Raw genomic sequence first — 25,648 nt, forward strand, 5'->3', positions numbered from 1 at the left:
GAGTGTAACAAACCCCGCCGCGAAGCACACGCTTTCGGCGGCGGGGCGGGGGCTAATGGCGCTGGATCAGTTCGATCTTGTAGCCGTCGGGGTCTTCGACGAAGGCGATGATCGTGTTGCCATGCTTCATGGGTCCGGCTTCGCGCACCACCTTGCCTCCGCGCTGACGGATTTCGGCACAGGCCGCCGCCGCATCCGGCACTGCCAGTGCGATATGGCCGTAGCCGTTGCCGAGATCGTAGCTGGCGGTATCCCAGTTGTGGGTCAGTTCGAGCACGGCGCCTTCGCTTTCCGGGCCGTAGCCGACGAAGGCCAGCGTGAAGCGGCCATCCGGGTAATCCTGGCGGCGCAGCAACTGCATGCCGAGGACTTCGCTGTAGAAGGCGATGGAGCGGTCGAGGTTGCCGACCCGGATCATGGTGTGCAGGATGCGCATGCTGTTTTCCTTGGCGTTATTTGAGTTGGGGAATCTGCCGGCCGTGGTGGCGCAGTTCCAGGCGTCGCGCCCGCCATTCCGGGCAGAGTTGTTCCACGACAGACCAGAAGCGTGGGCTGTGGTTCATTTCCTTGAGGTGGGCCAGTTCGTGGGCAACGACGTAGTCGATGACTGGCAGCGGCATGTGGATCAGCCGCCAGTTCAGCGAAATGCCGCCATGGTGGCTGCAACTGCCCCAGCGCGTGCGGGCGGCCGACAGGCGCAAGGGCGGGGCGACGACGCCGAGGCGTGGCGCGTAATGGGCGAGCCGTTCGGCGAACAGGGCGCGGGCTTTCTCGCGCAGGGCTTTTTCCAGCAATTGATTGGCGTCGGTGGTCGCCGAGGGCCAGAGGTGCAGCCGGTCGCCGGCGAACTGCCAGCGGGCGCGGCCGAGCGGAGTGACGGTTATGGTCAGCGCCTGGCCGAGCAGCGGGACCGTGCAGCCGTCGCTGACTTCAAGTCGGGCCGGAGCTGGGCGCTCCTGCCAGGCGGCCAGCTTGTCGAGCACCCACTGGCCGTGCTGGCGGATCAGGCTTTCGATGTCGCCGTGGCGGGCGCGCAGCGGAGCTCCGACGCGCAGTCCGCGATGATCGATCGCCAGACCGATGGTGCGGCGCTGGCTGCGTCGCAACTGGTAGGCGATCTCGCGGCCGGCGAGGGCGATGCGGTGGCTGGCTTCAGGTGGCGTTGAGCTGGGCATCCGAATAGCGGTGCGGCGAAATGCGGTGCATCTCGCCTTCGATCCATTCCTCGGCGCGGCGATTGACCTCGGCTTCGGAAAAACCGGTGGCGTCGAAGGCGGGGCCGATGCTGACGGTGATGGTGCCGGGTTTCTTCAAGAAGGCCTGGCGCGGCCAGAGTTCGCCGGCGTTATGGGCGATCGGCACGACCTTGCATCCGACGTGGGTCGCCAGGTAGGCGCCGCCTGGCTTGTAGCGCTTCTTCTGGCCGACCGGCACGCGCGTGCCTTCCGGGAAGATGATGACGTAGAAGCCTTGCTGCAGGCGCTCGCGGCCCTGGGTGACGACCTGGTCGAGGGCATCCTTGCCGGCGGCGCGGTCGATCGAGATCATCTTCATCGCAGCCAGCCCCCAGCCGATCAGCGGTACACGCAGCAGTTCCTTTTTCAGCACGAAAACGCAGTAGGCGCCGTTCGGCACATAGTCCTGCAAGGTCATCGTTTCCCAGGCCGACTGGTGCTTGGCGAGAATGACACAAGGTTCTTTCGGCATGTTTTCCTGGCCGATCACCCGGGGGCGGATGCCGAGCAGAATCTCGACGCCGGCCTGGATGCCGAGGCGCCACAGCTTGCCGGCGCGATAGCCCCAGAGGCCGCGCAGGAGCAGGGCGGCGACGACGACCAGCGGCGCGGTGAGGACGGACCAGGCGAGCGCCCAGGCCATGAACAGCGTCGAGCGAATGTGAGTCATGCCTTGCCCTTTGTGAGTATCCAGTCGACGGCCTGGGCAAGATCGGCAAATTCCCGGGTGCCCTCGGGCAGATTGCCTTCTTTTTTAGTCTTCTCGCCCTTGCCGGTCAGCACCAGAATGGGCTTGCAGCCGACGGCGGCGCCGGCCTGCAAGTCGCGCAACGAGTCGCCGATGGCCGGCACGCCAACCAGGTCGATATTCAGGGTTTGCGAAATCCGCTTGAACATGCCGGGTTTGGGCTTGCGGCATTCGCAGGCCGAATCCGCCGCATGCGGGCAATAGAAGATGGCGTCGATCCGGGCGCCAACCGCGAACAAGGCCTTGTGCATCTTTTCGTGGATATGGTTCAGCGTATCCATGTCGAACAGGCCGCGTCCGACGCCGGACTGGTTGGTCGCCACGACCACGCGATAGCCGGCCTGGTTGAGGCGTGCGATCGCTTCCAGGCTGCCGGGAATCGGCTTCCATTCGGCCGGGCTCTTGATGAACTGGGCGGAATCGAAGTTGATCACGCCGTCGCGGTCGAGGATGACGAGTTTCATGCCGAGAGCTTCGAGAGATCGGCGACGCGGTTCATCGCCGCATGCAGGTGGGCGAGCAGGCCGAGGCGGTTGGCGCGCAGGGCTGGATCGTCGGCATTGACCATGACGCCGTCGAAGAAGGCATCGACCGGGGCGCGCAGCGCGGCCAGGGCCTGCAGCGATTCCGTGTAGTCGCCGGTTACGAAGGCGGCGTCGGCCAGCGGTACGACATCGACCAGCGCGGCATGCAGCGCGACTTCGGCGGTTTCCTTAAGCAGGGCATGTTCGACATTGGCTTCGACGCTGCCTTCGACCTTCTTCAGAATGTTGCCGACTCGCTTGTTGGCGGCGGCCAGTGCGGCGGCTTCGGGCAGCGCCGAGAAGGCGCGCACGGCAGCCAGGCGCTTCGGGATGTCGCCCAGGCGCTGCGGCCGTTGCGATACGACGGCATCGACTTCCTGAGCCGTGTAGCCCTGCTCGCGCAGGCTGCCGGCCAGGCGGTCGTAGACGAAGTCGGCCAAAGCGTCGATGTTGAGCTGGAAGCCTTCGATGCCGTTGAACTGCGCAAAGACGCTGTTGAGCAGCTTGTCGATCGGCAGGTCGAGATTGCCTTCGGCGAGCATGCGGATGACGCCCAGCGCGTGGCGGCGCAGGGCGAATGGGTCGCGGTCGCCGGTCGGAATCTGGCCGATGCCGAACATGCCGACCAGTGTTTCCAGCTTGTCGGCCAGTGCGACGACGGTGCCAACCATGCCGCGCGGTAGCGAATCGCCGGCAAAGCGCGGTTTGTAATGGTCTTCGACGGCATCGGCGACGTCGGCGGCGAGGCCGTCATGCAGCGCGTAGTAGCGGCCCATGATGCCTTGCAGTTCCGGGAACTCGCCGACCATGTCGGTCAGCAGGTCGGCCTTGGCCAGCACGGCAGCCTGTTCGGAATGCTGGGTCAAGGCACCGCCGCCAAGGCTGTCGGCGATGCGGCGGGCAATCGCGGCAACGCGCGTGACGCGCTCGCCCTGGGTGCCCAGCTTGTTGTGATAGACGACCTTGGCCAGGCCGGCAACGCGCGATTCCAGCGATTTCTTGCGATCCTGATCGAAGAAGAACTTGGCGTCAGCCAGGCGCGGCCGGACGACGCGCTCGTTGCCGCCGATCACGGCGCTCGGGTCGGCCGGGCTGATGTTGCTGACAACCAGGAACTGGTTGGTCAGCTTGCCGGCTGCGTCGAGCAGCGGGAAGTATTTCTGGTTGGCCTTCATGGTCAGGATCAGGCATTCCTGCGGCACGGCGAGGAATTCCGCTTCAAACTCGCCGATCAGCACGTTCGGGCGTTCGACCAGGGCGGTGACCTCGTCGAGCAGGGCATCGTCGTCGATCGGCTTGCCGCCGGCCCGGGCGGCGGCAACGGCTAGTTGGCGGGCGATTTCGGCGCGGCGCTCGGCGAAGGAGGCGATCACGGCGCCATCGGTCGCCAGCTTGGCGGCGTACTCGTCGGCGTTGTCAAACCTCACCGGATCAACGGCGGCTTCAAAGCGGTGGCCGTGCGTCTCGCGGCCGGAAGTCAGGCCGAGGACCGCGAGCGGCACGATGTCGCTGCCGTGCAGGGCAACCAGGCCATGCGCCGGACGGACGAAATTGACGCTGCTCCAGCCGTCCTGCAACTGGTAGGTCATGACTTTCGGGATAGGCAGCGCGGCGAGCGCGGCTTCCAGCGCCTTCTGCAGGCCTTCGGCCAGCGTCGCGCCCTTGGCCAGGCTTTCGTAGAACAGCACGTCGGCCTTGCCGTCGTTTTCGCGACGCAGGCCGGGCACGGCCGAGGCGTCGGCGCCGAGGGCGGCCAGCTTCTTGAGCAGCGCCGGCGTGGCGTTGCCGGCGGCGTCGAGGCCGACGGCGACCGGCATCAGCTTCTGGACGACCGGCTTGTCGGCGGCGACAGCGGCGACCGCGGTGACGTGGGCGGCCAGGCGGCGCGGCGAAGCGTAGGCGGTAACCGTGGCCCCGGCGGCGGCCAGGCCGGAATTTTTCAGCGAAGTCGCGAGGCTCTGGGCAAAGACCTCGCCCAGCTTCTTCAGCGCCTTGGGCGGCAGTTCCTCGACGAACAGTTCAACGAGCAGATTCTTGGCAGTCATCTTCAGGCGGCTTTCTTTTCAATCTGGGCGAGGACTTCGGCGGCCCATTCTTTGGGCGCCATCGGGAAACCGAGGCGGGCGCGGCTGTCGAGGTAGGCTTGGGCCACGGCGCGCGCCAGGTTGCGGATGCGGCCGATGTAGGCGGCGCGCTCGGTGACCGAGATGGCGCCGCGGGCGTCGAGCAAGTTGAAGGTGTGGGCGGCTTTCAGCACCTGTTCATAGGCGGGCAGCGCCAGCTGGGCGCCCATCAGGTGCTGGGCTTGTTTCTCGTGGGCGGTGAAGGCGGTGAACAGGAAGTCGGCGTCGGAATGCTCGAAGTTGTAAGCCGACTGCTCGACTTCGTTCTGGTGATAGACGTCGCCGTAGGTCAGGCCCGGCGTCCAGGTCAGGTCGAAGACGTTCTCGACGCCCTGCAGGTACATGGCCAGGCGCTCCAGGCCGTAGGTGATTTCGCCGGTGATCGGCTTGCAGTCGATACCGCCGACCTGCTGGAAATAGGTGAATTGCGTCACTTCCATGCCGTTCATCCAGACTTCCCAACCCAAGCCCCAGGCGCCCAGCGTCGGATTTTCCCAGTCGTCCTCGACGAAGCGGACGTCGTTCTTCTTGAGGTCGAAGCCGAGGGCTTCGAGGGAACCAAGATACAACTCCAGAATATTGTCCGGTGCCGGTTTCAACACCACCTGGTACTGGTAGTAGTGCTGCATGCGGTTCGGGTTTTCGCCGTAGCGGCCGTCCTTGGGGCGGCGCGAGGGCTGGACGTAGGCGGCTTTCCACGGCTCGGGGCCGATGGCGCGCAGGAAGGTGGCGGTATGGCTGGTGCCGGCGCCGACTTCCATGTCGTAGGGCTGGAGCAGGGCGCAGCCCTTGTCGCTCCAATATTGCTGCAAGCGCAGGATGATTTCCTGGAAGCTGGGTTTCTGGCTGGTGGTCATCGGGCGCACTCGGAATGACGGAAAGCCTTGAATTTTACTTGCTTTTGCCCGGATTCGGCACAGGGCTTCCCGGACGCTTGCGCGGCGGGAAAAGACTTCCGTGCGCTGCCTTTTGCCTGCCCTAAAAGAACGGAATATGTTGTTGCGGCGCAACGCTTTGGCTGTGGCGGCTTCCCCTGTGATTTGACAAAACACAAACAAATCAATAGACTGCGATTTATGTTGCGGTGCAGCATCGGTCTTGGATGGTGTCGAACCTGACGCCGTGCGGGATTCGGGCCACTTGTCCAGGTAGCTCGACCGATGTCGTATCCCCCTGTAACCGTTCGCTGGTGGAGATGTTTTTTCACCAGTGGCAACAGTGAAGGAGGTCTCATGTCCACTACGACTTTTCTCCCACCCGCGATGTTGCGGGTTTCAACAGTAGCCTACGCCCTGCTCCAGAAGTTTCTGATGGTTGCAGGCCTGATTTTTGTCATGGGCCTCATTGGCCTGCAGACCGGCAGCCTCAGCTTGCCTGATGGCCTGAAGTCGCTGATGCCCTCGGCCGAAGCGGCCAGCGTCGAAGACGAAGTTCCCGCCTCGCCGGTCGAAGAAGCCGTCGCGGCAGCGCTGAATCCGCGGATGCGCGGTGCGCTCGACTATGTATCCCGGCGTTACCGCGTTTCCACCGATGCCTTGCAGCCTATATTTGCAACCGCAGAAGTGGTGGGGCGTGAATTGCACCTCGACCCCCTGCTTATCATCGCCGTGATCGGTGTCGAGTCCGGCTTCAATCCCTTCTCCCAAAGCGTTTTCGGCGCCCAGGGCCTGATGCAGGTTGTGCCGCGCTTCCATAAGGACAAGCTGCCCGAAGAGGCCGACCAGGCCGCCTTCCTCGATCCTGTGACAAATGTCCAGATTGGCGCCAAGGTGCTCAAGGAGTCGATCCGCCGCTTCGGCGGCTTGGAAGATGGCTTGCAGCAGTTTGGCGGCGCGATGAACGATCCCGATCGCCGCTATTCCAGCAAGGTGCTGGCCGAAAAGCAGCGCCTGGAAACGGCTGTGCAGCGCCTGCGCACGACCTGAGCGCCGTTTTGCCAGGCGGCGCGGCCGCCTTCTTTGCCGGATCGAATATCGCGTTGTAATATCGCGCCACAAATTTTGTGGGGCCGGTGATGAAAAACAGCTGCTGCGCTTGGGGTCTGGCGGGACTTGTCGCCATGTCGGGGGCGTCCGCGCTGGCCGACGAAGTTCGGAGTCCTTCTCCCGCCGCAGCGGCGAGCCATGTCTGTTCCGGGGAAATGCGCAGCACCTATGCGCAGGCCGATATGGCGAACCGGGTCAAGGCCTACCAGGTGCTGACCGAAGAGGCGCTGAGCCTGCGCGAACAGGCCATCGCCTTTTTGCACGAACTCAAGGACAAGGACAGTCGCGGGGAGCCGCTCTCGGGTGGCGATCTGAAACACCTGAACCAGGGGGCGGCCGCGCTGTTCGCCCAGCGCCGGTCGCTGCTGGCGGCCGCTGCCGAATACGAGTGCTGGCTCGACGACCCGGTACCCGCCGATCCGGCGGCAGCTCGCGCCCAGGCCACCGGCATTGCGATGTCGCTGTCGGCCGCCCTGATTCTCTATGACAACTATTTGACCGTGGTCGGCCTCTACCGGGCGACGCCATTCCTGCGCCAGCATTTGAACCGCAAGGACGCGGGCTTTGCCATTCCGCCGGGCGAGTTGAATCGAATTTCCGTCTCCTTCAGTTCGGCGATCAATCGCGCCCGCGTGCGTCGCGGTTTGAACTGGCACGGCACCTACGGGCGCATCCTGAGCGAGTCGGACAATCAGGGCGAGCGCTACCTGGCCGCCCTGATCGAGCAGAGTCCTTCACTCAACATGGTGCGTCGCCTGCGGCCGATCGGCTATGCCGAGAATCTGATGGGGTTTTTCGGTGTGCTCTCGATCGATACCCTGAATCAACTGAAGAACGAGGGCATCAATTTTTCCAGCATGGTGTTTGGCAATGCGGTCGGCCTGGTCGAAACCCGCCGCGGCAAGCTGGATGGCAATCCGCAGCTGGTCGAGAAGGTCGTCGGCACCCTGCGGGCCGGCGACATCCTGCTCGAGAAGACGCCGTTTCGGCTGACCGATGCCTTCATTCCCGGGCATTGGGGTCATGCCGCCGTCTGGGTGGGCAATGAGCGCGAATTGCGCGAGCTGGGCATCTGGGAGCATCCCGTCGTCCGGCCGCATCAGGCGCGCATTCGCGATGGCCGCGGGGTGATTGAGGCGCTGCGCGCCGGGGTCAAGATGAACACCCTGACGCACTTTCTGAATGTCGACGATCTGGCCGTGCTGCGCCGCGAGGCGGCCAATCCGGAGCAGCAGGTCGAGGTCATCCTGCAGGCCTTGCGCCAGGTCGGCAAGGCCTACGATTTCAATTTCGATGTCGAATCGACCGACCGCATCGTCTGCTCGGAACTGGTTTATCACGCCTACGGCGATATCCGCTGGCCGACGGCGCGCCATCTCGGACGGGCGACGGTCAGCCCGGACAACATCGCGGTGCTGGCGACCGGCGATGGCCCGTTGAGCGTATCGCTGCTCTATCACGATGGCCGCGAGGTGGCGGCCGATTCGCGCCGCTACATCTCGGCGCTGGTCAAGCCCGAAGTGGTCAAGGTCGCGCGCGGCGGATAGCGACCAGGATCAGCAGGGCGATCAGCCCGAGCGCCGGCCAGTTGCCGAAGCGGGCATAGGGCGTCATACCCTGATGGGCGCGGATCTCGGCTTTCAGGACGCCCTGGGTGAAGGGCGGCAGGCTGGCCTGCAGCGAGCCGTCGGCGGCGATGACGGCGGTCATCCCGGTATTGGTCGCCCGCAACATCGGGCGGCCGGTTTCAATGGCGCGCAGGCGGGCAATCTGCAGGTGCTGCGGCTGGGCCAGAGAACGGCCGAACCAGGCAGTATTCGAGATGTTGGCGAGAATTCCGGCGCGGGGCAGGGCACGAATGATTTCCTCGCCGAAAACGTCCTCGTAACAGATGTTCACCGCCACCTGCTGGCCGGCCACGGCAAGCGGGCCTGCACATCCGGGCCGCGCGAAAACGCCGACATCGGGATGCTGGCCAGATTCATGAACCACGAGAAGCCGGGCGGAATGATTTCGCCGAACGGCACCAGGTGGGTCTTGCTGTAAACCTGGAGCGGCGAGCTGCCGAGGCTGACCGCGCTGTTCCAGTAGCGCTCGCCGTCGCCGGTCAGCGTGCCGAGGATGAGGTCGCCGCCATGCGCCTGGGCCGCGGCTTTCAAGGCATTGATGTAGACCGGTGGCAACTGGTCGAAAAAGGCCGGGATCGCGGTTTCCGGCAGCACGGTGAGCTGCGCCGGATTCGCTTCGACCAGTTCGCGGTAAAGATCCAGCGTGCGGATGAAGGTCTCCGGGCGGAATTTCATTTCCTGCGGGATATTGCCCTGGATCAGCGCGACGCTGACCGGGCGCCGACCGGGCTGGTCCAGGCTACCTGCAGTAGGCCGTAGCCGATTGCCGTGCTCGCCGCTACAAAGGCCAGGCCGACCCGCCAGCGCAAGAGCAGGGCGCCGGCCAGGGCGACCAGCAGCGACAGGCCGTGCACGCCGAGCAGCGGGGCGAAGCCGGCCAGCGGGCTGGGCGGCGCCTGCGAGTAGCCGACGGCGAGCCAGGGAAAGCCGGTGAAAATCCAGCTTCTGAGCCAGTCGGCAGCGGCGATCAGGGCGGCGAAGAAAAGCGCCTGCTGCCACCACGCCGCCGGCTGCCAGCGCTTGAAGAGCCCGCCGGCGAGCATCGGAAAGAGCGCCATGACGGCACAGAACAGGAAGGCGGCGATGCCGGCCAGCCACCACGGCATGCCGCCGAAGACCGAGAGGCTGACATAAACCCAGGACACGCCGCAGAGAAAGAAGCCGAGGCCGAAGGCGAGCCCGGTCAGCGCCGCCTGACGGGGCGAGCCGGCCTCGCGCAGCAGAGCGAATAGGCCGAGCCAGACAAGCGGCGCCAGCCAGAACAGGCCAAAGGGGGCAAAGCACAGGACACCGCAGGCCCCGATCAGCGAGGCGACGACGAAGCGCGCTGCCTGGTGCCTAGACAGCAGTCTCTTCAGCACCTTCGGGCTTGGTGAGGGGCGAAACGAGCAGGGTGTACAGGCGGCGGCTGTCGGCGCGCAGGACCTGGAAGCGGACGCCGTCGATATCGACGACTTCGTTGCGCTTCGGCACGCGACCGAGGTGGCGCAGAATCAGGCCGCCGACGGTATCGAATTCGTCGTCGGAAAATTTCGTGGTGAAGGCTTCGTTGAAGTCCTCGATTTCGGTGCGCGCCTTGACGCGGTAACGGCCGGTCGAATCTTGGCGGATGTTGTCGTGGGCCTCGTCGAAGTCGTATTCGTCCTCGATGTCGCCGACGATCTGTTCGAGCACGTCTTCGATGGTGACCAGGCCGGCAACGCCGCCGTATTCATTGACGACGATCGCCATGTGGTTGCGCGAAACGCGGAATTCGCGGAGCAGCACATTGAGGCGCTTCGATTCCGGGATGAAGACGGCCGGCCGCAGCCAGTCGCGCAGTTCGAAACTCTTTTCGGTGTGAATGCGCAGCAGATCCTTGGCGAGCAGGATGCCGAGGACATTGTCGCGGTCGCCGTCGACCACCGGAAAACGCGAGTGGGCGGCTTCGATGACGAAGGGCAGGATCTCGCTCATCGGGTCGTCGATGTCGATGACATCCATCTGGGCCCGCGGAATCATCACGTCGGTGACGCGGGTGTCGGAGGCGGCGAGCGCCCCTTCGATGATGGTCAGCGCATCGGCGTCCATCAGGTTGCGCTCGTAGGCCGAGTGCAGGATTTCAAGCAGTTGCTCGCGGTCTTCAGGCTCGCGCAGCAGTAGGGACGTCAGCCGTTCGATGAAACTCGGTTTACTCTCACTGTCCATAATGTCTATTCCGCAGGGTTGCCCAAATAAGGGTCGGGGTAACCGAGTGCGGCAAGAATCTCCCTTTCTTCATTTTCCATGGCTTCGGCATCTTCGTCGTTGTCATGATCCCAGCCTTGCAAATGCAGCATACCATGCACCGTCAGGTGGGCGTAATGCGCCGCCAGCGGCTTGTTCTGTTCGTTCGCCTCGCGCGCCACGACGCTCGGGCAGATCACCAGATCGCCCATCACGACCGGTTCGCTATCGTAGGGAAAGGACAGCACGTTGGTTGCGTAGTCCTTGCCGCGATACTCCTTGTTCAGCGCCTGGCCTTCGTCGGCCTCGACCAAGCGGATGGCGATCTCGCCGCCGCCGACCAGCGCGGCGCGGGCCCAGCGCACGAAATCCGCCCGCAAGGGTAGACCTTCGCGGTTACAGGCGTATTGCACGGATAGGTTAAGGCGTTTGCTTGGTGTGGGATTCATAGGCGGCGACGATGCGGGCGACCAGCGGGTGGCGCACGACGTCTTCTTTTTGGAATTCGGTAAAGGCCAGGCCGCGCACATCCTTGAGGATGTCGCGCGCTTCGCGCAGGCCGCTCTTTTGCCCCTTGGGCAGGTCGACCTGGGTCAGGTCGCCGGTGACCACAGCCTTGGCGCCGATGCCGATGCGGGTTAGGAACATCTTCATCTGCTCGGGCGTCGTGTTCTGCGCTTCGTCGAGGATGATGAAGGCGTGGTTCAGCGTCCGGCCGCGCATGAAGGCCAGGGGCGCGATCTCGATGGCGTGCTTTTCGTAGAGCTTGCTGACCCGGTCGTGGCCCATCAGATCGTACAGGGCGTCGTAGAGCGGGCGCAGGTAAGGATCGATCTTCTGGGTCAAGTCGCCGGGCAGGAAACCGAGGCGCTCGCCGGCTTCGACCGCGGGGCGGGTCAGGATGATGCGTTCGACCGTGTCGCGCTCGAAGGCATCGACCGCGCTGGCCACCGCGAGATAGGTCTTGCCGGTACCGGCCGGGCCGATGCCGAAGGTGATGTCGTGTTCCTGGATCGCCTTCAGGTAGGCCACCTGGCGCGGCGTGCGGCCGTGCAGTTCGGTCTTGCGGGTAACCAGTTGCGGGCCGTCGGTAATGCCGCCCGGCGAGATGCGGCGGACCGGGGCATTGGTCAGTTCGATCAGGCCGAGCTGGATTTCATCGACCGACAGCGACTGATGCGCCATGCCGTAGAAGTGACGAATGGCATCGGCCGTCAGCTGGGCTTTTTCACCGACGATCGAGAAGCGCTCGTTGCGGCGGCGGATGATGACATCGAAGCCGGTTTCGATCTGCCGGATGTTCTCGTCGAGCGGGCCGCAGAGATTGGCGAGCAGCGTGTTGTCGACCGGCGCCAGCGAGATATCGACCGGTTTGCTCTTCGGCGCGGGCCTAGTCTTCGCGGATGACAATCTCGCCCCTCAGGCTATGGGCCAGTGCCGATGTGATGCGGACATCGACGAAGGTGTTGATCAGCCGCGGGTTGCCAACAAAGTTGACGATGCGGTTGTTGTCGGTGCGTCCGGCCAGTTCGTGCACATCCTTCTTCGAGGTGCCCTCGACCAGTACGCGCTGGACGCTTCCGACCATGGCCTGGCTGATCACCTGGGCCTGTTCGTCGATGCGCTTTTGCAGGCGGCTCAGGCGGGCCGATTTGACGGCGGCCGGCGTCGAATCGTCGAGTTCCAGGGCCGGCGTGCCCGGCCGCGGGCTATAGACGAAGGAGAACGAGTTGTCGAAGCCGACCTCGTCGATCAGCTTCATGGTCTTTTCGAAATCGTCGTCGCTTTCGCCGGGGAAGCCGACGATGAAGTCCGTGGACAGCGAAATGTCGGGCCGCGCCGCGCGCAGCTTGCGGATGATCGACTTGTATTCGAGCGTCGTGTAGCCGCGCTTCATCGCCGCCAGCACGCGGTCGGAGCCGGCCTGGACCGGCAGGTGCAGATGCGAGACCAGCTTCGGCACCGTGGCGTAGGTATCGATCAGGCGCTGCGACATTTCGCGCGGATGCGAGGTCGTGTAGCGGATGCGCTCGACGCCGGGAACTTCGGCGATGTACTCGATCAACATCGCCAGGTCAGCCTTCTCGTCGGTGCCCGGCATGTCGCCGCGATAGGCATTGACGTTCTGGCCGAGCAGCGTGACCTCGACGACGCCATTGGCGGCCAGGCCGGCGACTTCGGTCAGCACGTCCTCGAACGGCCGCGACACTTCGCCGCCGCGGGTGTAGGGCACGATGCAGAATGTGCAGAACTTGGAGCAGCCTTCCATGATCGAGACGAACGCCGAGGCACCTTTGACTTCGGCCGGCGGCATGGCGTCGAACTTCTCGATTTCCGGGAAGGAGACGTCGACCGCAGCCTTGCCCTTGGCTTTGCGCTCGGCAATTAGTTGCGGCAGGCGATGCAGGGTCTGCGGGCCGAAGACGATATCGACGTAAGGGGCGCGGGCGACGATGGCATCGCCTTCCTGGCTGGCGACGCAACCGCCGACGCCGATCACCAGATTGGGATTCAGTTGTTTCAGGTGCCGGACCCGGCCCAGATCGTGGAAGACCTTCTCCTGCGCCTTTTCGCGCACCGAGCAGGTATTGAACAGGATGATGTCGGCCTCTTCGGGGTTCTCGGTCCTGACAATTGTTTCGGAAGCATTGAGCACATCGGCCATCTTGTCCGAATCGTACTCATTCATCTGGCACCCGAAAGTGCGGATGAATAATTTCTTGGGCATGGGTAAATTACTTTGCAAATCAGGGGTTGCCGGTTCGGCAACGGGGCCGCCGGAAAGGTGTTCATTATAACCGAGCGCAAATGCCTTGACCGGAGAAAGCTCGGCAAACTATAATCCGCGCCCTCAAAGCGTGGTGATGTAGCTCAGTTGGTTAGAGCGGTGGATTCATAACCCACAGGTCGGCAGTTCAATTCTGCCCATCACCACCACCAGTACATGGAAACGGCCAACCCAAGCGGGTTGGCCGTTTTTGTTTCTGGTCCATTTCTGGTCCAAATTTGGCAGTGGTAGGCCCTCCATATGCTCGGCCTTGAGGTCTTTCCTCCGATTAGATGATCGGGGTAAGCAGAGTGCCGGCCATGTCACCCGCGTAGAGTTGATGTACGATCCTCTCACCAAATTCTCTCAGCTCCACATGCAGCCTTATGGCAACCACACTGCTTTTTGTCGATGCGGATAACCAAGCACCGATCCTTGCCACAACGCTAACCCGGTTTCTGAAAACTATCGGGCGTGAGTCCGCCAAAGCCATCGTCGCTGGCAACGGTGTAGGAGATCGTGTTAGAAACTGGGAGTTGGCTCTCAAGGAGGCCCGTCCGGACATCGAAGTGGCATGCCATGTGGCGCCGCCCCGCAAACAGTCCGCCGATGTTCGCTTGATGTTTGAGCTTGCACCGTTCTATCACGGACAGCCAGACTCAGCCGTGCTGCTGGTGATCTTTTCTCGCGACGACCTGCTAGTGGCGGCAGCCGAGTGCTTGGTGCAGAAGGGGCACAACGCCATGGTCGTGGTGGGGTCGTCCTCTAATGGCACATCCTTGGTCACTGACGTACCAGTGGTGGTCTTACCATCACCTCAAGTCGCTGCCGCACAAGTAGCGCCAGCGCCTATACACGACGTCGCTACAGCGCGCCCTGCCAATCAATCAGACACCAAACCCGATAACGCTGTTGTTACAACAGCAATCACTAAAATTCGGCAGCAACTTAAACCCAACAAGCAGGGAGGCTATGCTGCTTCTGCGGTCGGGCAGGTGCTTGCACAGCTTGGTCACGACAAGGCAAATCGAACCAAGATCGTTAAACAGATTCCGAATTTGAAGGAGGTCGGGACAGGCCCCGAGAAGCGACTGATCTTCTGAACTGTCTTTGCCAGGGGCAATAAATAGTCCGGTGTAATCTGTTGCTTCTTTATCCCCATTTCTATCTTTAGATTACCCGGTCAGAAAAAAGCCCCGCTGTCACGGCGGGGCTTCAGATCAATCTGTTTCAGGCGTTGGCGGATCGGGAATGAATATTTTCGAAGTATCCAGCCCGTCGAACAGGATCACCAGCCGGGGAACAGCGGCGGCCGCCCGTGGTGTACGGGGCACGAAGTTGTCGAATACATCCCCCTTGGTGCCGTTCCGGACGTCATTGATCGTGACAGGCAACCCGATCATCGGCTTTTTGCAGCAGGCAGAAGTTGGCATACCGATCAAGGAACTGTGTCGGCAGCATGGCTTCAGTGATGCCTCGTTCTACAACTGGCGAGCGAAGTTTGGCGGCATGACGGTTCCGGACGCCAAGCGCCTGAAAGAGCTGGAAGCCGAGAACGGCAAGCTCAAGCGGCTACTGGCGGAATCGATCCTCGATGCCGAGGCACTCAAGGCCGCTTTAGGCCGAAAACGCTGAGCCCCCGGCAAAAGCGTGAGGTAGTCATGGTGATGCAGGAATCGACAGCGATTTCCGAGCGCCGTGCCTGCCTGCTGGTGGGTTTATCGCGCACGGTCCTGCATTACGAATCGAAAGTGCAGCCAGAGAACGAGCAATTACAGGCAAGGCTGGTTGAACTGGCCGGCGAGCGCCGCCGGTTCGGCTATCGCCGTCTGCATGCCTTGGTTCGCCGTGAGGGGGTTCAGGCCAATCACAAGCGTATCTATCGCCTCTACAGCGATGCCGGGCTGTCGGTTCGGCGCCGCAAGAAGCGACATGGTGTAGCCGTTGAGCGGCAGGCGCTGGAATTGCCGTCCTCACCGAACCAGGTCTGGTCGATGGATTTTGTCAGTGACGCATTGGCCAATGGCCGCCGGATCAAGGTGCTGACCATCGTCGATGACTTCAGCAAGGAGGCCATCGATCTCGCCGTTGATTTCGGAATATCAGGACATTACGTGACCCGTGTGCTCGATCAGGCGGCTCGTTTCAGGGGCTATCCCAAGGCGATCCGGACTGACCAGGGGCCAGAATTCACTGGCAAGGCATTAGACCAATGGGCCTACCAGCACGGCGTGCAGCTCAAGCTGATCCAGGCGGGCAAACCGACGCAGAATGCGTTCATCGAGAGCTTCAATGGCCGGTTCCGGGATGAGTGCCTGAACGACCATTGGTTTACGAGCCTGCCCCAGGCTCGTATCCTGATTGCCGCTTGGCGCCGAGACTACAACCAGCATCGGCCGCATAGCTCACTGGACTACCTGACGCCGGCAGAGTTTGCGGCCAAGCATCGATCCAGTGATCCCGATGATTCTGTCGGGAAAGGATGTCTTTAGAAGTGCAAACCAAGGACTTTTACTAAAACGCCCTTGGCACTAAATCCGGGGGCACCTCAAGCCAGGACCGGGCGGCGTCTGGTCCAGTTCTGGTCCGGGCGCGCCTGTAGCTTCAATGATGCGCTCCCTTGGGCAGGTTTCAGTGCTTAAAATTTTTCGGCGGGAAAACCCTTCCGGAAATCTTGTCGGCCAAGGTGGCGGGCTGCTATCAAGCGCGCCCTAATCAGTGGAAAAAAGTATTGTGTAAGGTTTTCATAACCCACAGGTCGGCAGTTCAATTCTGCCCATCACCACCAGAAACACGGGAACCCGCTGATTCGTCAGCGGGTTTTTCCGTTTACGCCGGCGGAAATGGCATGCTGTCGCGAACCATTCGCCATTTGCTGCCCTCTGACGATCACTGACAGGAGATTGCTGAAATGAAGAATGTGACGGTTACGATCAAGCTCGAAATGGAAGTCCCGGACGATTGGGAACTGGCGAAGACCTCGGATGGCATCGATATCCTGAGCATGGGAAACGGTCAGTATCTGGACCTTACCTTCGAGCCGATGGTGACGGATGATATCGAGGGCACCTGGACGAATGAGGTCGACGAGGGCTTTATGGACGCACTGATGGATATGGTTGTTTCCGAAGACGTCGCCTACACGCTGACGGTGCCGCCAGCGCACTGAGCGTTCTCAGGCCAGGCCTTCACTTTTCAGTGCAGCCTGTACGGCCGGCCGGGCTCCGACGCGGGCGTGATAGACGGCCACGTTGGGCCAGCGGGCGAGATCGAGCTTGACGAATTTTGTCCAGTTCAGGACGGTGAACAGATAGGCGTCGGCGACGCTGAAGTTTTCACCGAGCAGGTATGATTTGCCGGCCAGCTGGGTATTTACGTAGTCCAGGCGGCGCTCCAGGTTGCCCAAGGCGGCAGCCTTCCAGTCGTCGCTGCTGGCGGGATTGAAGAAGGGGCTGAAGGAGCGGTGCAGCTCGGTGCCAATGAAGGTCAGCCAGCTTTGCAGACGATAGCGTTCCAGCGTGCCGTTGGCCGGGGCCAGTTTCTTTTCCGGCACCTGATCGGCCAGATACTGGACGATGGCCGGCCCTTCGGTCAGCACCTCGCCGCTGTCCAGTTGCAGGGCGGGCACATAACCCTTGGGATTGATTGCCCAGTAGTCGGCGCCGCTGGCCGTGACCTTGGTCTTGAGATCGACGGCTTCGGTTTCGTAGGGCAGGCCGGACTCTTCGAGCACGATGTGCGGCGACAGGGAACAAGCGCCGGCTTTCAGAAATAGTTTCATGAGCGTCTCCTTGGCTGTAATTGTTAACTCCGGCAGCAGCCGGAGTTAACTTCAGAGGCAAGGATATGCCAAAAGGTTCCAGCTTGGCTTCAGGCCGGGCCGAGCTCCTGATCAGGTGGTCGAAGGCGCTCAGCGAGGCCGTGGCGCCGGCGCCCATGGCGATGATGATCTGCTTGTAAGGCACCGTCGTGCAGTCGCCGGCCGCGAACACGCCGGGCACCGAGGTCTGGCCCTTGGCGTCGATCTCGATCTCGCCGCGTTGAGACAATTCAAGTGTGCCTTTCAGCCAATCGGTGTTGGGCAACAGGCCGATCTGCACGAAGATGCCTTCGAGGTCGATGCGCTTGACCGCGTCGGTATTGCGCTCCTTGTAGAGCAGACCGTCGACCTTCTCGCCATTGCCGCTGACTTCGGTGGTCAGGGCGCTGGTGATCACCGTCACGTTCGGCAGGCTGGCCAGCTTGCGCTGCAGCACGGCATCGGCGCGCAGCTTGCTGTCGAATTCGAGGAGCGTGACATGGCCGACGATGCCGGCCAGATCGATCGCCGCCTCGACGCCCGAGTTGCCGCCGCCGATCACCGCGACGCGCTTGCCCTTGAACAGCGGGCCGTCGCAGTGCGGGCAGTAGGCGACACCTTTGCCGCGGTATTCCTGCTCGCCGGGCACGTTCATTTCGCGCCAGCGGGCACCGGTGGCCAGAATCACTGACTTGCTCTTCACCGTCGCGCCGTTTTCCAGTTGCACCTCGATCAGGTCGCCGGGAATCAGTCTGGCGGCGCGTTGCAGATTCATGACGTCGACCTCGTAATCCTTGACGTGCTCCTCTAGGCCCATGACCAGCTTCGGGCCATCGGTGGCCTTCACCGAGATGAAATTCTCGATGGCCAGCGTGTCCATGACCTGGCCGCCGAAACGCTCCGCCATAAGGCCGGTGCGGATGCCCTTGCGGGCTGCGTAGATGGCGGCCGAAGCGCCGGCCGGTCCGCCGCCGACGACCAGCACGTCATAGGCTTCCTTGGCATTGATTTTTTCGGCATCGCGGGCGGCGGCGCCGGTGTCGAGCTTGGCGATAATTTCCTCGATCGTCATCCGACCAGCGCCGAACTCGGCGTCATTCAGGAAAACGGTCGGCACGGCCATGATCTTGCGACGCTCGACTTCGCCCTGGAACATCGCGCCGTCGATCATCGTGCTGGTCACACCAGGGTTGAGCACAGCCATCAGGTTCAGGGCCTGCACGACGTCCGGGCAGTTGTGGCAGGACAGCGAGATGAAGGTCTCGAACCGGAAGCTGCCGGGCAGGGCCTTGATCTGTGCGATGACTTCGGCGTCTACCTTGGGCGGATGGCCGCCGGTCTGCAGCAGGGCGAGAACCAGCGAGGTGAATTCGTGGCCCATCGGGATGCCGGCAAAGTGGATGCGCGGCGTTTCGCCGGGCAGGCCGATAGCAAAAGAGGGGCGCAACGTGGCGCTACCGTTTTCGCGCAGGCTGACCTGGCTCGAGAGTGCGGCGATGTCGACCAGCAGGCCGCGCATTTCCTCGGCCTTGGCGCTGTCGTCGAGCGAGGCGACCAGTTCGATCGGGCGTTGCAGCTTTTCGAGGTAGGCCTTGAGTTGCGTTTTGATGTTGGCGTCAAGCATGTCTTGCTCCCGGTTCAGAATTTCATTGGAAAGCCGGAGAGGGCCGGCTTTGCGTTGAAATCCTCGCCGCTCCGGGCGGGAGCGACGGGGTTCAGCGTTGCCTTAGATCTTGCCGACCAGGTCCAGCGACGGGGCCAGGGTGGCGTCGCCTTCCTGCCACTTGGCCGGGCAGACTTCACCGGGGTGGGAGGCTACGTACTGGGCTGCCTTGATCTTGCGCAGCAGTTCGGAAGCGTCGCGGCCGATGCCCAGGTCGTGAATCTCGGCGACCTTGATTTCGCCTTCAGGATTGACCACGAAGGTGCCGCGCAGGGCCAGGCCTTCTTCCTCGATCATCACGTCGAAGTTGCGGGTGATGGCGCCGGTCGGGTCGCCGATCATCGGGTAGGTGATCTTCTTGATGGTGTCGGAGGTGTCGTGCCAGGCCTTGTGGGTGAAGTGGGTGTCGGTCGACACGGAGTACACCTCGACACCGATTTTCTTGAACTCCGGATAGACGTCGGCCATGTCGCCGAGTTCGGTGGGGCAAACGAAGGTGAAGTCGGCGGGGTAGAAGAAGAAGACGGACCACTTGCCCTTGAGGTCGGCTTCGGAAACGGGAACGAACTTGCCGTTGTGAAAAGCGGTTGCCTTGAACGGTTTGATTTGGGAATTGATGATCGACATCTGGGTTTCTCCTGGTGGTTAGAAATTGAACACAACGCCATATTAAGTATCGCTGCCTAATTGGACCAATTGATTGAACAAATAAACAGAATAGAGATTGGCTATTCTGTCATTGCGTCCAGGAAGCTGGCTCCCTATCACCTAGTTACAAAGAACTAGCCATCTCCTCTCATTCGAACTAGGTGCCTCCTGTCAGCGGTATCTGCTTGATACAAATCAAGTCTTTGGGGGGTAGGATGCGGATCATTGCCATCCATAGCAGCTCTTGACTGCAAATCGTCCAGGAGGATCAGGCCGGATGAATATCTCCAGTGCCATTTTGTACATAGCTCCAGCACGCCTCGAGGAGGCCTGTGCCGCGTTGCTCCAGTTGCCGGGGGTGGAGATTCATGCCCGTACCCCGGAAGGTAAGGTGGTCGTCACGCTGGAAGACGACGATACGAATTCGGCTGCGGACAGTTACGTGGCTTTGCATGGTCTTCCCGGCGTCGCATCGGTAGCCATGGTTTATCAATATAGCGGCGACGAGTCAGATACCGAGGAGGTAGAGGCGTGAAGCTCAATCGACGGGATTTCATCAAGGCCAACGCAGCAGCAGCGGCCATTTCGGCAGCCGGCTTGCCGGCGGCCAGCGCAGTGGCAGCACCGCAGAAGGACGAAATTCGCTGGGACAAGGCGCCCTGCCGCTTTTGCGGCACCGGCTGCAGCGTGCTGGTCGGTACCCAGGACGGCCGCGTCGTGGCCACCCAAGGCGACCCGGATGCGCCGGTCAATCGCGGTCTGAACTGCATCAAGGGCTATTTCCTCTCCAAGATCATGTACGGCAGCGACCGCCTGAAGACGCCGCTGTTGCGCATGAAGGATGGCAAGTACGACAAGAACGGCGATTTTTCGCCGATTTCCTGGAAACAGGCCTTCGACATCATGGAAGAGAAGGCCAAGGCGACCTTGAAGGCCAAGGGGCCGAACGGCCTGGCGATGTTCGGATCCGGCCAATGGACGGTCTGGGAGGGCTACGCTGCCGCCAAGCTGATGAAGGCCGGCTTCCGCACCAACAATCTCGATCCCAATGCCCGCCACTGCATGGCCTCGGCTGTTGCCGGGTTTATGCGCACCTTCGGCATCGACGAGCCGATGGGCTGCTACGACGACATCGAGCATGGCGACGCCTTCGTGCTCTGGGGCTCGAACATGGCCGAGATGCATCCGATTCTCTGGACGCGGATCACCGACCGCAAGCTGTCCTCAAAGAACGTCAAGGTTGCCGTGCTCTCGACTTTCGAGCACCGCTCCTACGAGCTGGCCGACATCCCGATGATCTTCACGCCGCAGACGGATCTGGCGATCCTCAATTACATCGCCAACTACATCATCCAGAACGGAAAGGTGAATCAGGCTTTCGTCGACAAGAACATCAATTTCAAGAAGAGCGCCACCGACATCGGTTATGGCCTGCGCCCGACGCATGCCCTGGAAAAGGATGCGACCAGCAATGGTTATCCTGGTGCCGACGGCAAGCCGAAGGGCGATACCGGCAAGTCCGAAGCGATCACCTTCGAGGAATACAAGAAATTCGTCGCCGACTACACAGTCGAGAAGGTTTCCAAGCTGTCTGGCGTCGCCCAGAAGGACCTCAAGGCGCTGGCCGAGCTCTATGCCGATCCGAAGATCAAGGTCGTCTCGTTCTGGACCATGGGCTTCAACCAGCATACCCGTGGCACCTGGGCCAACAACCTCGTCTATAACATCCACCTGCTGACCGGCAAGATTTCCGAGCCAGGCAACAGCCCGTTCTCGCTGACCGGCCAGCCGTCTGCCTGCGGCACGGCGCGCGAAGTCGGTACCTTCTCGCATCGTCTGCCGGCCGACATGGTCGTCACCAATCCCGAGCACCGCAAGCACACCGAAGAGCTGTGGGGGCTGCCGGAAGGCACCATCCCCGACAAGGTCGGTTTCCACGCGGTGGCCATGGCGCGGGCGCTGAAGGACGGCAAGGTCAATTTCTACTGGCAGCAGTGCAACAACAACATGCAGGCCGGTCCCAACATCAACGAGGAGCTCTATCCGGGCTGGCGCAAGCCGGAGAACTTCATCGTCGTCTCCGACCCCTACCCGACAGTTTCGGCAATGGCAGCCGACCTTATCCTGCCGACCGCGATGTGGGTCGAGAAGGAAGGCGCCTACGGCAATGCCGAGCGCCGCACGCAGTTCTGGCGGCAGCAGGTCAAGGCGCCGGGCGAGGCACGTTCCGACCTCTGGCAGCTGATCGAGTTCGCCAAGCGCTTCAAGATGGAGGAAGTCTGGCCGGAAGAACTGCTGGCCAAGGCGCCGAAGCTCAAGGGCAAGACGATGTATGACGCGCTGTTCGCCAACGGCGTGGTTAACAAGTTCAAGGCCACGGAAATCCAGCCCGGCTTCGACAACGACGAAGCCAAGCTCCTCGGTTTCTACGCGCAGAAGGGGTTGTTCGAGGAATACGCCGCCTTCGGTCGCGGCCACGGCCATGACCTGGCGCCGTTCGAAACCTATCACCAGGCTCGCGGCCTGCGCTGGCCGGTAGTTGGGGGCAAGGAAACGCTATGGCGCTTCCGCGAAGGCTACGATCCTTACGTCAAGAAGGGCGAGGGCGTAAAGTTCTACGGCCACAAGGACGGCAAGGCAGTGATCTTCGCGCTGCCTTACCAGCCGGCTGCCGAGGTTCCGGATAAGGATTTCGACCTTTGGATGTCCACCGGTCGCGTCCTTGAGCACTGGCACACCGGCACCATGACTCGCCGCGTCCCCGAACTCTACAAGGCTTTCCCGGATGCCGTGGTGTTCATGCATCCGGACGACGCCAAGGCGCGTGGACTGCAGCGTGGCATGGAGGTCAAGGTGGCTTCGCGCCGTGGCGAAATTCAGTTGCGTGTCGAAACTCGCGGTCGCAACAAGCCGCCGCGCGGCCTAGTCTTTATTCCGTTCTTCGACGCTGGCCGCCTGGTCAATAAGTTGACGCTGGATGCGACCTGCCCGATTTCGAAAGAAACCGATTACAAGAAGTGTGCCGTCAAGGTGACACGGGCCTGACGCCGCGCAGTGCCAAACAAATGAACGAATAAGCGGCCGGAGCAATCCGGCCGTCCATCGGAGGTAAGAAACCATGAAATTTATCCCTGCTCTGGTGCTGGCGGCCGCTGTACTCCTCTCGGGAGTGAGTGGCGTCGGCGCGCAGGAAAAACTGGTCAACGAAATCGGTAACGTGACAATCGAGGGGAATTCGAAGGTCGACATGTTCCGGCCTGAAAAGGATCAGGAAACCATTCCCCGGAATTTCCAGAAACAGCCGCCGTTGATCCCGCACAGCATCAAGGGTTACAACATTACTCAGAACTTCAACAAGTGTATGGATTGTCACTCCAAGGAACGCGCCGATGAAACCGGAGCGACCAAGGTTGCCAAATCGCACTATCTGGATCGCGAAGACAAGAAACAATCCAATATCTCGCCGCGCCGCTACTTCTGCATGCAATGCCATGTGCCGCAGTTCGATGCCAAGCCGCTCGTTGCCAATACCTATAAACCGGCTGCCAAAAAGGGGGAATGATGAGTCTCGAAAAATTTGTGCCCGCCTGGGTCAAGCGCATCGGCCTGGTTACGGCGTTGCTGCTGTTCGTCGCCGGCGTCGTCTTCTGGGGGGGCTTCAATTGGGCGCTGGAGGCTACCAACAAGGAGGCTTTCTGTATTTCCTGCCACGAGATGGAGGAAAACGTCTTCCGCGAATATCAGAACACCGTGCATTACACCAACCGCACCGGGGTTCGTGCGACCTGCCCGGACTGCCATGTGCCCAAGGAATGGGGGCCGAAGATGATCCGCAAGATCCAGGCGTCCAACGAGGTGTTCCACAAGATACTCGGTACCATCGATACGCCGGAGAAGTTCAACGCCAAACGCGGCCAGCTTGCCCAGAACGAATGGAAGCGGATGAAGGCGAACGACTCGCAGGAGTGCCGCAACTGCCACCGCTACGACTACATGGACTATACCGAGCAGGGCAACCGTGCGGCCCGCATGCACCCGGTGGCTTTCACCGAGGGCAAGACCTGTATCGACTGCCACAAGGGCATCGCGCACCAGTTGCCAGCGATCGACCAGCATATTGGCAAGCAGAATGAAGGTGCGCCGGCTATTTCACATGGCGAGAAGGCGGCCGAGGCGGCAGCGTCCGACGAGAAGAAGTAAGCCTATTTCCGTAGCATGAACATGCCCCGGCCTCTGGCCGGGGTTCTCTTTTCTGGATTGCCCCGCGCAGCGCCATGCGAAAAACCACAAAATTTCTTGCAAGGCGCATGAATAAAGCCTTTCCGGGGCAACACATATTCAAAAAGGTGTGCTACTTTTACCGTGCTGCCGTTCCAACGGCCAGTTTTCTTAATCAAACTCAGGTAACAGGAGGCACTTAGATGAATAAATCCGAGCTGGTCGAAGTTGCTGCAAAAGAAGCTGGTATTACCAAGGCTGCTGCCGACAAGGCTCTGTCAGCCATCATTGGGGCGGTCGTCAAGACGGTTACCCTGGGGGAGTCTGTCACGCTCGTTGGTTTCGGCACATTCAAGTCCGCGAAGCGCGCCGCGCGCACCGGCAAGAACCCAAAAACCGGCGCCACGTTGAAGATTCCGGCGACCACCGTGCCGAAATTCACCGCTGGTACTGCCTTCAAGGCCTCCGTGGCCGCCAAGAAGTCCGCTGCCAAAAAGAAATAATTTGGCTTACTCTATGCGGGGTCCGTGCATAGCGGGCTCCGCTTTTTAATTTGCGATGAACACCTCGAACCCCGAAACCCCGCCTGAAAATCCGCCCGTTGTGGCTCCGCCCAACGACAATCGTCGACGCCTGCGTGACTTGTTGTCCATTCCGGAGCGTGATCGCACCGATGAACAATGGGATGAGATCATCGAGCTGGAAATCCAGCTGGCACCCGGCAACCGTATTTCCGGAAACGAGCCGAGCGGCACGCCTGGTCGCGGTCCCATGTCCCACGGCAAGCCCGGGGGCGGTGGCGGTGCCGGACAGCCGCAGAAGAAGCATCGTCCGCGCACCAACAACAATAACCGTCGTCCGCGCCAGAACAAGCCGCCCACCGGCGGAAATCCCGCCTGATCGTTTTGTTTGATTTCGTTGAGGCGGCATAATTGCCGTTATGCAACAATTTGACCTGATCATCGTCGGTGGCGGACTGGCCGGCGCCAGTCTGGCCACGGCCTTGCGCGACACCCGATTGCGCATCGCCCTGGTGGATAACCAGCCGCCGCGGGCCGCCGCAGGCTGGGACGCGCGAATCTACGCGATCAGTCCGGTAAACGCTGCTTTCCTCGAAGCGATCGGCGCCTGGAAACATCTCGATGCGAGCCGTATGGCGCCCATCCGGGCCATGCAGATTGCCGGTGACGCGGGCGGAGCGCTGGCGTTTTCGGCCTTCGATACCGGAGTTTCGGAGCTCGGCTGGATCATCGAGTCGTCATTGATGGCGTGCGAACTGTGGGAGAGCGCCAAGCGCCAGGGTAACCTGACTCTGTTCTGCCCGGCCAGTCCGGCCCAGCTCGAGTTTCGTCACGATGCGGCGATTCTGCAGTTGGGCGACGGCACCGTGCTTTCCGCCAAGCTGCTGGTCGGGGCCGATGGTCGCGATTCCTGGGTCCGCCAGGCGGCGGGCTTGGCGGCGATCAATACGCCCTACGGCGAAAAAGGCGTGGTTGCCAATTTTTCGACCGAAAAGCCGCATCGCAATATTGCCTATCAGTGGTTTCGCGACGACGGGGTGCTGGCCTATCTGCCGCTGCCCGGGAACCGCATATCCATCGTCTGGTCCACTCCGGATGAAAACGCCGATGCACTGTGCGCCTTGGCGCCGGAACAGTTGTGCGATCGGGTGGCCGAGGCCGGATCCCGTATCCTGGGCGGGCTTGAGTTGCTGACGCCGGCAGTTGCCTTTCCGTTGCGCCTGATGCGGGTGCCGCAGACGGTGGCGCCGCGTCTGGCGCTGGTGGGCGACGCCGGGCACGGCATTCATCCGCTGTCGGGGCACGGGATCAATCTCGGTTTTCAGGATGCGAAGGAACTCGCTGCCCTGCTTGCAGCCACCCAGCCATGGCAGGATATCGGCGACGAACGCCTGTTGCAGCGCTATCAGCGGGCGCGCAAGGAAGAAACGTTCTTGATGCAGACCACGACGGACGGCCTGCGCCGTCTGTTTCGGGAAGCGACGCCCGGCCTGCGCACCATTCGTAATATGGGTCTGAATCTGACCAATGGTCTGCCCTTCATAAAAAATGTCCTGGTGCGCTACGCACTGGGTGCCCTTTAGG

Annotated in this window: 27 protein-coding genes, 1 tRNA gene and 1 pseudogene; 13 read left to right on the forward strand and 16 right to left on the reverse strand. The window is 61.8% G+C overall.

Annotated features, from left to right (window positions below; translation table 11 throughout):
- Nucleotides 1–52: 52 nt before the first annotated feature.
- Genes gloA through glyQ form a run of 6 tightly spaced genes read right to left on the reverse strand, consistent with a single transcriptional unit; the run spans nucleotide 53 to nucleotide 5,487 of the window.
- On the reverse strand, nucleotides 53–436 hold the full coding sequence (gene gloA / locus NQE15_RS06155; protein ID WP_265947541.1) for a lactoylglutathione lyase: 384 nt from the start codon (nucleotides 434–436) through the stop codon (nucleotides 53–55).
- 16 nt (nucleotides 437–452) lie between these two features.
- Entirely contained in the window at nucleotides 453–1,175 is a 723-nt protein-coding gene (locus NQE15_RS06160) for a M48 family metallopeptidase (protein ID WP_265947543.1), read from the reverse strand.
- Nucleotides 1,153–1,905 (reverse strand): lysophospholipid acyltransferase family protein, encoded by a 753-nt coding sequence (locus NQE15_RS06165; protein ID WP_265947545.1) that lies wholly within the window; start codon nucleotides 1,903–1,905, stop codon nucleotides 1,153–1,155. The genes NQE15_RS06160 and NQE15_RS06165 overlap by 23 nt, the downstream gene beginning before the upstream one ends.
- Nucleotides 1,902–2,447: a D-glycero-beta-D-manno-heptose 1,7-bisphosphate 7-phosphatase gene (gene gmhB, locus NQE15_RS06170; RefSeq protein WP_265947547.1), complete on the reverse strand. Its 546-nt coding sequence runs from the start codon at nucleotides 2,445–2,447 to the stop codon at nucleotides 1,902–1,904. Before gmhB ends, NQE15_RS06165 begins: the two co-directional genes overlap by 4 nt.
- Nucleotides 2,444–4,552 (reverse strand): glycine--tRNA ligase subunit beta, encoded by a 2,109-nt coding sequence (gene glyS, locus NQE15_RS06175; protein ID WP_265947549.1) that lies wholly within the window; start codon nucleotides 4,550–4,552, stop codon nucleotides 2,444–2,446. Before glyS ends, gmhB begins: the two co-directional genes overlap by 4 nt.
- Before the next feature lie 2 nt (nucleotides 4,553–4,554).
- Nucleotides 4,555–5,487, reverse strand: coding sequence for a glycine--tRNA ligase subunit alpha (gene glyQ, locus NQE15_RS06180; protein ID WP_265947552.1), 933 nt, complete (start codon nucleotides 5,485–5,487; stop codon nucleotides 4,555–4,557).
- Between the two features lie 375 nt (nucleotides 5,488–5,862).
- On the opposite strand from glyQ, the gene NQE15_RS06185 reads away from it, so the two are divergent.
- Nucleotides 5,863–6,555 carry a transglycosylase SLT domain-containing protein gene (locus NQE15_RS06185; RefSeq protein WP_265947554.1) on the forward strand — a complete coding sequence of 231 codons (693 nt, stop codon included), beginning with the start codon at nucleotides 5,863–5,865 and terminating at the stop codon, nucleotides 6,553–6,555.
- A 134-nt stretch (nucleotides 6,556–6,689) separates the two neighbouring features.
- Complete coding sequence (locus NQE15_RS06190) at nucleotides 6,690–8,162, forward strand: YiiX/YebB-like N1pC/P60 family cysteine hydrolase (RefSeq protein WP_265947555.1); 1,473 nt, start codon at nucleotides 6,690–6,692, stop codon at nucleotides 8,160–8,162.
- Here the strand turns inward: NQE15_RS06190 and NQE15_RS06195 are convergent.
- The 7 genes from NQE15_RS06195 to miaB are packed head-to-tail and all read right to left on the reverse strand — an operon-like array spanning nucleotide 8,140 to nucleotide 13,176.
- A complete protein-coding gene (locus tag NQE15_RS06195; RefSeq protein ID WP_265947556.1) occupies nucleotides 8,140–8,514 on the reverse strand; it encodes an apolipoprotein N-acyltransferase in 375 nt (124 codons plus the stop codon). The genes NQE15_RS06190 and NQE15_RS06195 overlap by 23 nt on opposite strands.
- Nucleotides 8,511–8,918 carry a nitrilase-related carbon-nitrogen hydrolase gene (locus tag NQE15_RS06200; RefSeq protein WP_265947558.1) on the reverse strand — a complete coding sequence of 136 codons (408 nt, stop codon included), beginning with the start codon at nucleotides 8,916–8,918 and terminating at the stop codon, nucleotides 8,511–8,513. The genes NQE15_RS06195 and NQE15_RS06200 overlap by 4 nt, the downstream gene beginning before the upstream one ends.
- Before the next feature lie 23 nt (nucleotides 8,919–8,941).
- Nucleotides 8,942–9,604: a hypothetical protein gene (locus NQE15_RS06205; RefSeq protein ID WP_265947560.1), complete on the reverse strand. Its 663-nt coding sequence runs from the start codon at nucleotides 9,602–9,604 to the stop codon at nucleotides 8,942–8,944.
- On the reverse strand, nucleotides 9,582–10,430 hold the full coding sequence (locus tag NQE15_RS06210) for an HlyC/CorC family transporter (protein ID WP_265947562.1): 849 nt from the start codon (nucleotides 10,428–10,430) through the stop codon (nucleotides 9,582–9,584). The genes NQE15_RS06205 and NQE15_RS06210 overlap by 23 nt, the downstream gene beginning before the upstream one ends.
- Before the next feature lie 5 nt (nucleotides 10,431–10,435).
- Nucleotides 10,436–10,813: an rRNA maturation RNase YbeY gene (gene ybeY / locus NQE15_RS06215; protein WP_416336503.1), complete on the reverse strand. Its 378-nt coding sequence runs from the start codon at nucleotides 10,811–10,813 to the stop codon at nucleotides 10,436–10,438.
- Between the two features lie 55 nt (nucleotides 10,814–10,868).
- Nucleotides 10,869–11,858 (reverse strand): PhoH family protein, encoded by a 990-nt coding sequence (locus NQE15_RS06220; protein ID WP_265947566.1) that lies wholly within the window; start codon nucleotides 11,856–11,858, stop codon nucleotides 10,869–10,871.
- On the reverse strand, nucleotides 11,839–13,176 hold the full coding sequence (gene miaB / locus NQE15_RS06225; protein ID WP_265947568.1) for a tRNA (N6-isopentenyl adenosine(37)-C2)-methylthiotransferase MiaB: 1,338 nt from the start codon (nucleotides 13,174–13,176) through the stop codon (nucleotides 11,839–11,841). Before miaB ends, NQE15_RS06220 begins: the two co-directional genes overlap by 20 nt.
- Nucleotides 13,177–13,308: 132 nt before the next feature.
- Here miaB and NQE15_RS06230 point away from each other — a divergent pair.
- The 4 genes from NQE15_RS06230 to NQE15_RS06245 all read left to right on the forward strand — a co-directional run bounded on the left by NQE15_RS06230 (nucleotide 13,309) and on the right by NQE15_RS06245 (nucleotide 16,384).
- Nucleotides 13,309–13,385, forward strand: a tRNA-Met gene (locus NQE15_RS06230).
- Between the two features lie 216 nt (nucleotides 13,386–13,601).
- On the forward strand, nucleotides 13,602–14,318 hold the full coding sequence (locus NQE15_RS06235; protein ID WP_265947570.1) for a hypothetical protein: 717 nt from the start codon (nucleotides 13,602–13,604) through the stop codon (nucleotides 14,316–14,318).
- A 274-nt stretch (nucleotides 14,319–14,592) separates the two neighbouring features.
- Nucleotides 14,593–15,707 (forward strand): IS3 family transposase gene (locus NQE15_RS06240; RefSeq protein ID WP_265950145.1). Its coding sequence is split into 2 segments (ribosomal slippage): nucleotides 14,593–14,839 and nucleotides 14,839–15,707, totalling 1,116 coding nucleotides; the frame shifts between segments, so codons are not numbered across the junction.
- 419 nt (nucleotides 15,708–16,126) lie between these two features.
- Complete coding sequence (locus tag NQE15_RS06245; RefSeq protein ID WP_265947572.1) at nucleotides 16,127–16,384, forward strand: hypothetical protein; 258 nt, start codon at nucleotides 16,127–16,129, stop codon at nucleotides 16,382–16,384.
- A 6-nt stretch (nucleotides 16,385–16,390) separates the two neighbouring features.
- On the opposite strand, the gene gstA is transcribed toward NQE15_RS06245, so the two are convergent.
- From gstA to ahpC, 3 genes and pseudogenes are all read right to left on the reverse strand, one after another.
- The gene (gene gstA, locus NQE15_RS06250) at nucleotides 16,391–16,996 is read right to left on the reverse strand and encodes a glutathione transferase GstA (protein WP_265947574.1); all 606 of its coding nucleotides are present in this window, start codon (nucleotides 16,994–16,996) and stop codon (nucleotides 16,391–16,393) included.
- 97 nt (nucleotides 16,997–17,093) lie between these two features.
- Nucleotides 17,094–18,638 (reverse strand): annotated as a pseudogene (gene ahpF, locus NQE15_RS06255) (alkyl hydroperoxide reductase subunit F); the annotation flags it as partial.
- Nucleotides 18,639–18,740: 102 nt separating this feature from the next.
- Complete coding sequence (ahpC, locus tag NQE15_RS06260) at nucleotides 18,741–19,304, reverse strand: alkyl hydroperoxide reductase subunit C (RefSeq protein ID WP_265947576.1); 564 nt, start codon at nucleotides 19,302–19,304, stop codon at nucleotides 18,741–18,743.
- 298 nt (nucleotides 19,305–19,602) lie between these two features.
- Here ahpC and NQE15_RS06265 point away from each other — a divergent pair, with 298 nt between their 5' ends.
- From NQE15_RS06265 to NQE15_RS06295, 7 genes are all read left to right on the forward strand, one after another.
- Nucleotides 19,603–19,860 carry a chaperone NapD gene (locus NQE15_RS06265; RefSeq protein ID WP_265947578.1) on the forward strand — a complete coding sequence of 86 codons (258 nt, stop codon included), beginning with the start codon at nucleotides 19,603–19,605 and terminating at the stop codon, nucleotides 19,858–19,860.
- A complete protein-coding gene (gene napA / locus NQE15_RS06270; RefSeq protein ID WP_265947580.1) occupies nucleotides 19,857–22,370 on the forward strand; it encodes a nitrate reductase catalytic subunit NapA in 2,514 nt (837 codons plus the stop codon). Before NQE15_RS06265 ends, napA begins: the two co-directional genes overlap by 4 nt.
- A gap of 73 nt (nucleotides 22,371–22,443) precedes the next feature.
- Nucleotides 22,444–22,887, forward strand: coding sequence for a nitrate reductase cytochrome c-type subunit (locus tag NQE15_RS06275; protein WP_265947582.1), 444 nt, complete (start codon nucleotides 22,444–22,446; stop codon nucleotides 22,885–22,887).
- The gene (locus NQE15_RS06280; protein WP_265947584.1) at nucleotides 22,887–23,525 is read left to right on the forward strand and encodes a NapC/NirT family cytochrome c; all 639 of its coding nucleotides are present in this window, start codon (nucleotides 22,887–22,889) and stop codon (nucleotides 23,523–23,525) included. Before NQE15_RS06275 ends, NQE15_RS06280 begins: the two co-directional genes overlap by 1 nt.
- A gap of 221 nt (nucleotides 23,526–23,746) precedes the next feature.
- Nucleotides 23,747–24,046 (forward strand): HU family DNA-binding protein, encoded by a 300-nt coding sequence (locus NQE15_RS06285; protein ID WP_265947587.1) that lies wholly within the window; start codon nucleotides 23,747–23,749, stop codon nucleotides 24,044–24,046.
- A gap of 55 nt (nucleotides 24,047–24,101) precedes the next feature.
- Nucleotides 24,102–24,443: a hypothetical protein gene (locus NQE15_RS06290; protein WP_265947588.1), complete on the forward strand. Its 342-nt coding sequence runs from the start codon at nucleotides 24,102–24,104 to the stop codon at nucleotides 24,441–24,443.
- 40 nt (nucleotides 24,444–24,483) lie between these two features.
- Entirely contained in the window at nucleotides 24,484–25,647 is a 1,164-nt protein-coding gene (locus NQE15_RS06295; protein WP_265947590.1) for a UbiH/UbiF family hydroxylase, read from the forward strand.
- Nucleotide 25,648 lies beyond the last annotated feature (1 nt).

This window comes from Dechloromonas sp. A34, assembly GCF_026261605.1.
Taxonomy (GTDB): domain Bacteria; phylum Pseudomonadota; class Gammaproteobacteria; order Burkholderiales; family Rhodocyclaceae; genus Azonexus.